The organism is Brevundimonas sp., assembly GCF_023259385.1.
GTDB lineage: Bacteria > Pseudomonadota > Alphaproteobacteria > Caulobacterales > Caulobacteraceae > Brevundimonas.
In genome coordinates this window covers 1-3,917 of record NZ_JAHFPF010000302.1, presented here as the reverse complement: position 1 = coordinate 3,917, position 3,917 = coordinate 1, and the positions used below count along the sequence as shown (strand labels likewise).

5 protein-coding genes are annotated in these 3,917 nt (G+C 68.9%); 4 read left to right on the top strand and 1 reads right to left on the bottom strand.

The window, feature by feature from the left end; all coding sequences use genetic code 11:
* Nucleotides 1-892, top strand: an 892-nt coding sequence (gene rho, locus Q0C81_RS17190; RefSeq protein ID WP_291840875.1) for a transcription termination factor Rho, incomplete at its 5' end; no start/stop codon positions are given.
* 58 nt (nt 893-950) lie between these two features.
* Here the strand turns inward: rho and Q0C81_RS17185 are convergent.
* On the bottom strand, nt 951-1,940 hold the full coding sequence (locus tag Q0C81_RS17185; protein ID WP_291840871.1) for a quinone oxidoreductase: 990 nt from the start codon (nt 1,938-1,940) through the stop codon (nt 951-953).
* A gap of 63 nt (nt 1,941-2,003) precedes the next feature.
* Between Q0C81_RS17185 and Q0C81_RS17180 the strand changes: the two genes are divergently transcribed.
* The 3 genes from Q0C81_RS17180 to Q0C81_RS17170 form a co-directional block, all read left to right on the top strand.
* Complete coding sequence (locus tag Q0C81_RS17180) at nt 2,004-2,231, top strand: DUF6489 family protein (protein WP_291840869.1); 228 nt, start codon at nt 2,004-2,006, stop codon at nt 2,229-2,231.
* A 136-nt stretch (nt 2,232-2,367) separates the two neighbouring features.
* On the top strand, nt 2,368-3,675 hold the full coding sequence (gene mnmE, locus Q0C81_RS17175) for a tRNA uridine-5-carboxymethylaminomethyl(34) synthesis GTPase MnmE (protein WP_291840866.1): 1,308 nt from the start codon (nt 2,368-2,370) through the stop codon (nt 3,673-3,675).
* Between the two features lie 68 nt (nt 3,676-3,743).
* Nucleotides 3,744-3,917 (top strand): FAD-dependent oxidoreductase (locus tag Q0C81_RS17170; RefSeq protein WP_291840878.1); only part of this gene is annotated, 174 nt, incomplete at its 3' end.

Genomic DNA, 3,917 nt, shown 5'->3' with positions numbered 1-3,917 from the left:
AGACCCCGAGATGGTGAAGACCAAGGTCCTGTTCGACAACCTGACCCCGCTCTATCCCGAAGAGCGGATCCACATGGAAATCCAGGACCCGACCCTGAAGGACCGTTCGGGCCGGGTGATCGACATCGTCGCCCCGCTCGGCAAGGGCCAGCGCTGCCTGATCGTGGCCCCGCCGCGCGTCGGCAAGACGGTCATGCTGCAGAACATCGCCAAGTCGATCGAGCGCAACCACCCGGAAGTCTTCCTGATCGTCCTGCTGATCGACGAGCGCCCGGAAGAAGTGACGGACATGCAGCGCACGGTGAAGGGCGAGGTCATCGCCTCGACCTTCGACGAGCCGGCCACCCGCCACGTCGCCGTCGCCGAGATGGTGATCGAAAAGGCCAAGCGCCTGGTCGAGCACAAGAAGGACGTGGTCATCCTGCTGGACTCGATCACCCGCCTGGGCCGCGCCTACAACGCCACCGTTCCGTCGTCGGGCAAGGTCCTGACCGGGGGCGTCGACGCCAACGCCCTGCAGCGTCCGAAGCGCTTCTTCGGCGCGGCGCGGAACGTGGAGCAGGGGGGCTCGCTGACCATCATCGCCACCGCCCTGATCGACACCGGCTCGCGGATGGACGAGGTCATCTTCGAAGAGTTCAAGGGCACCGGTAACTCGGAAATCGTGCTGGACCGCAAGGTCGCCGACAAGCGCATCTTCCCCGCCATCGACGTGCTCAAGTCCGGCACCCGTAAGGAGGACCTCATCACGCCGAAGGATCAGCTGGCCAAGACCTACGTCCTGCGCCGAATCCTCAATCCGATGGGCCCCCAGGACGCGATCGAGTTCCTGCTCGACAAGCTGCGCCAGTCCAAGAACAACGCCGACTTCTTCCAGTCGATGAACACCTGACCGGCGGTTGCCGGACGGATACGAAAAGGCCCCGGACCGATCCGGGGCCTTTTTGCTGTCAGGGAATGAGCAGGGTCGAGCCGGTGGTCCGGCGACTGGCCAAAGCTTCGTGCGCCTCGCGCACATGGGCCAGTGGGAAGGTCTGTCCGATCTCGACCTTGACCGCGCCCGAGCGAATGACATCGAACAGGGCGGCAGCGCTGGCGTCGAGCTCCTCGACGGTGGCGACGTAGTCGAACAGGGTCGGGCGGGTGACGTAGAGCGAGCCGCCGCGCGACAGGCGCAGGGGGTCGAACGGCGGGACCGGGCCAGAGGCGTTGCCGAACAGCACGAGGGTCCCGCGCTTCCTCAGGCTGGCCAAGGACGACTCAAAGGTGGACTGGCCGACGGAGTCATAGGCGACGGCGACGCCCCGACCGTCGGTGAGGTCCTTGACCCGAACGGCGACGTCCTCGCGATCATAAAGGATCACATGGTCGCTGCCGTGGGTGCGGGCGAGGGCCGCCTTGGCTTCCGAGCCGACCGTACCGATGACGGTCGCACCCAGCAACTTGGCCCACTGGGCCAGGATCAGGCCGACGCCGCCGGCGGCGGCGTGGAGCAGGATCTCGTCGCCCTGTTTCACGTGAAACGTCCGGCGCACCAGGAACTCGGCGGTCATCCCCTTGAGCATGACGGCGGCGGCGGTCTCCAGGCTGACGTCATCCGGCACAGCGACCGCGGCGCTCTCGGGCAGGACGTGGAACTGCGCATAGGCGCCGACCGGGGCGGTGGCGGTGGCGACCCGATCGCCCACCCTGAAGCGGGTGACGCCGTCGCCGACCGCCTCGACCATGCCCGCCGCCTCCCGTCCGAGACCCGAGGGGAGGGGCAGGGGATAGAGGCCAGTGCGCTGGTAGATGTCGATGAAGTTCAATCCCACGGCGGCTTGGCGGATCAGGATTTCCCCGGGGCCGGGCGAGGGCACGGGGACCTCGACCAGCTCAAGCACGTCCGGTCCTCCGGTGCGGTCGAAGCGGACGGCCTGCTGGATCGAGGGGAGGGCCATGAGCGGGTTCCTTTACGCGGCCGGATCGGCCTAAAACGGTCCTGTTCAGATTGGAGCGATCCCATGAAAATCAATGTCGAGATCGACTGCACCCCGGCCGAGGCGCGGGCCTTCATGGGTCTGCCGGATGTGGCCCCGCTGAACGAGCATCTGGTCGCCGAAATGAAGAAGCGAATGGACGACAACATCTCGGCCATGCAGCCCGACGAGCTAATGAAGACCTGGACCAGCTTCGGCCTGCAGGCCCAGGACCAGTTCCGACGTCTGATGGAAAGCGCGGTCAAGCCGTGATGCTGGTCTCCTCCCCCTCTTGGGCGAGGGGGACCGCGAAGCGGTGGAGGGGGTCCGTCCCGCGCCCCTGTCGCCCCCTCCGTCACGCCGCGCGCGCGCCGCGCCACCTCCTCCATGAGGGGGAGGAGATTTCGGCATGACCGACACCGTCTTCGCCCTAGCCACCCCGCCGGGACGGGGCGCCATCGCAATCGTGCGGTTGAGCGGTCCCGCGACCGACGCCACCCTGGCCGCGCTCGGCGCACCGGACCTGAAGGCGCGGATGGCCTCGTTGCGGACGCTGACGCACGCGGGGCGGATCATCGATCAGGCGCTGGTGCTGCGCTTTCCCGGGCCGAACTCCTATACCGGCGAGGACTGCGCCGAACTGCACCTGCACGGGGGCCGGGCGGTGGTCGAGGCGGCCAGCGCGGCCCTGGTCGCGCTGGGTCTGCGTCCGGCGGATCCGGGCGAGTTCACCCGCCGGGCCTTCGAGAACGGGCGGATGGACCTGGCCCAGGCCGAGGCGGTCGCCGACCTGATCGACGCCGAGACCACGGCCCAGGCGGCGCAGGCGTTGGGTCAGCTGGACGGCGCCCTGGGCGCCGCCTACGCCGGCTTCCGCCGCGATCTGCTGAAAGCCCTGGCCCTGGTCGAAGCCGAGATCGACTTCCCTGACGAGGAGGTGCCGGACAATCTGGCGCGGACCGCGGGGCCGGTGCTGGATGGACTAATCGCTGACCTGAAGGCCGCCCTGGCGGATTCGGGTCGGGGGGAGCGGGTGCGCGAGGGCTATCGCATCGTCCTGATCGGCGAGACCAATGCGGGCAAGTCGTCGCTGTTCAATGCGCTGGTGGCGCGCGAGGCGGCGATCGTGACGCCGATCGCAGGGACCACGCGCGACGTGCTGGACGCCGACCTGATCATCGGCGGCTACGCCGTGACCCTGTCGGATACGGCCGGACTGCGCGATAGCGCGGACGTGGTCGAGGCCGAGGGGGTGCGCCGGGCGCGGGCGCGGGCGGAACAGGCCGAGCTACGGCTATGGGTTCGGGCGCCGGGCGACCCCGCAGGCGTGGCGGCGGACTATGTTCGGCCCGGCGATTTGCTGGTCCTGACCAAGGCGGATATCGAGCGCGCGCCTCCCCCCACCGGTCAGGAAGCGCTGGCGGTCAGCACCGCCACGGGGGAGGGGATGGCGGCGCTGCACGACTGGATCGCGACCCGGCTGGCGCGCGACCTTTCCGGCGCGGACTTCCCGGCGGTGACGCGAGAGCGGCATCGGCGGCGGCTGGAGGAGGCCCTGGCCGACGTGCAGGCCGGGCGACGCGCCCTGGATATCGCGCCGGAGATGGCGGGCGACGACCTGCGCCGGGCGGCGGACGCCCTGGCCCGGGTGACCGGCGCCATCGGAGTCGAGGACATTCTGGGCGAGGTCTTCTCGACCTTCTGCATCGGGAAGTGATCTGTTTCACGTGAAACACGCCGCCGACTCCGGTGGCGAAAGGGGGCGTTTTCGACTATGTCCCCGCGATGAACTCCTTCGACGTCATCGTCATCGGCGGCGGCCACGCCGGCTGCGAAGCCGCCGCTGCGTCCTCGCGCGCCGGCGCGCGTACCCTGCTGCTGACCCAGAAGCTCGAGACCATCGGCGAGATGTCGTGCAACCCAGCCATCGGCGGTCTGGGCAAGGGCCACCTGGTGCGC

Excerpts from the sequence above, each read along its gene's own strand:
- mnmE (WP_291840866.1), top strand. The coding sequence starts at position 2,368 with ATGACCGACACCGTCTTCGCCCTAGCCACCCCGCCGGGACGGGGCGCC.
- Q0C81_RS17180 (WP_291840869.1), top strand. The coding sequence starts at position 2,004 with ATGAAAATCAATGTCGAGATCGACTGCACCCCGGCCGAGGCGCGGGCC.
- Q0C81_RS17185 (WP_291840871.1), bottom strand. The coding sequence starts at position 1,940 with ATGGCCCTCCCCTCGATCCAGCAGGCCGTCCGCTTCGACCGCACCGGA.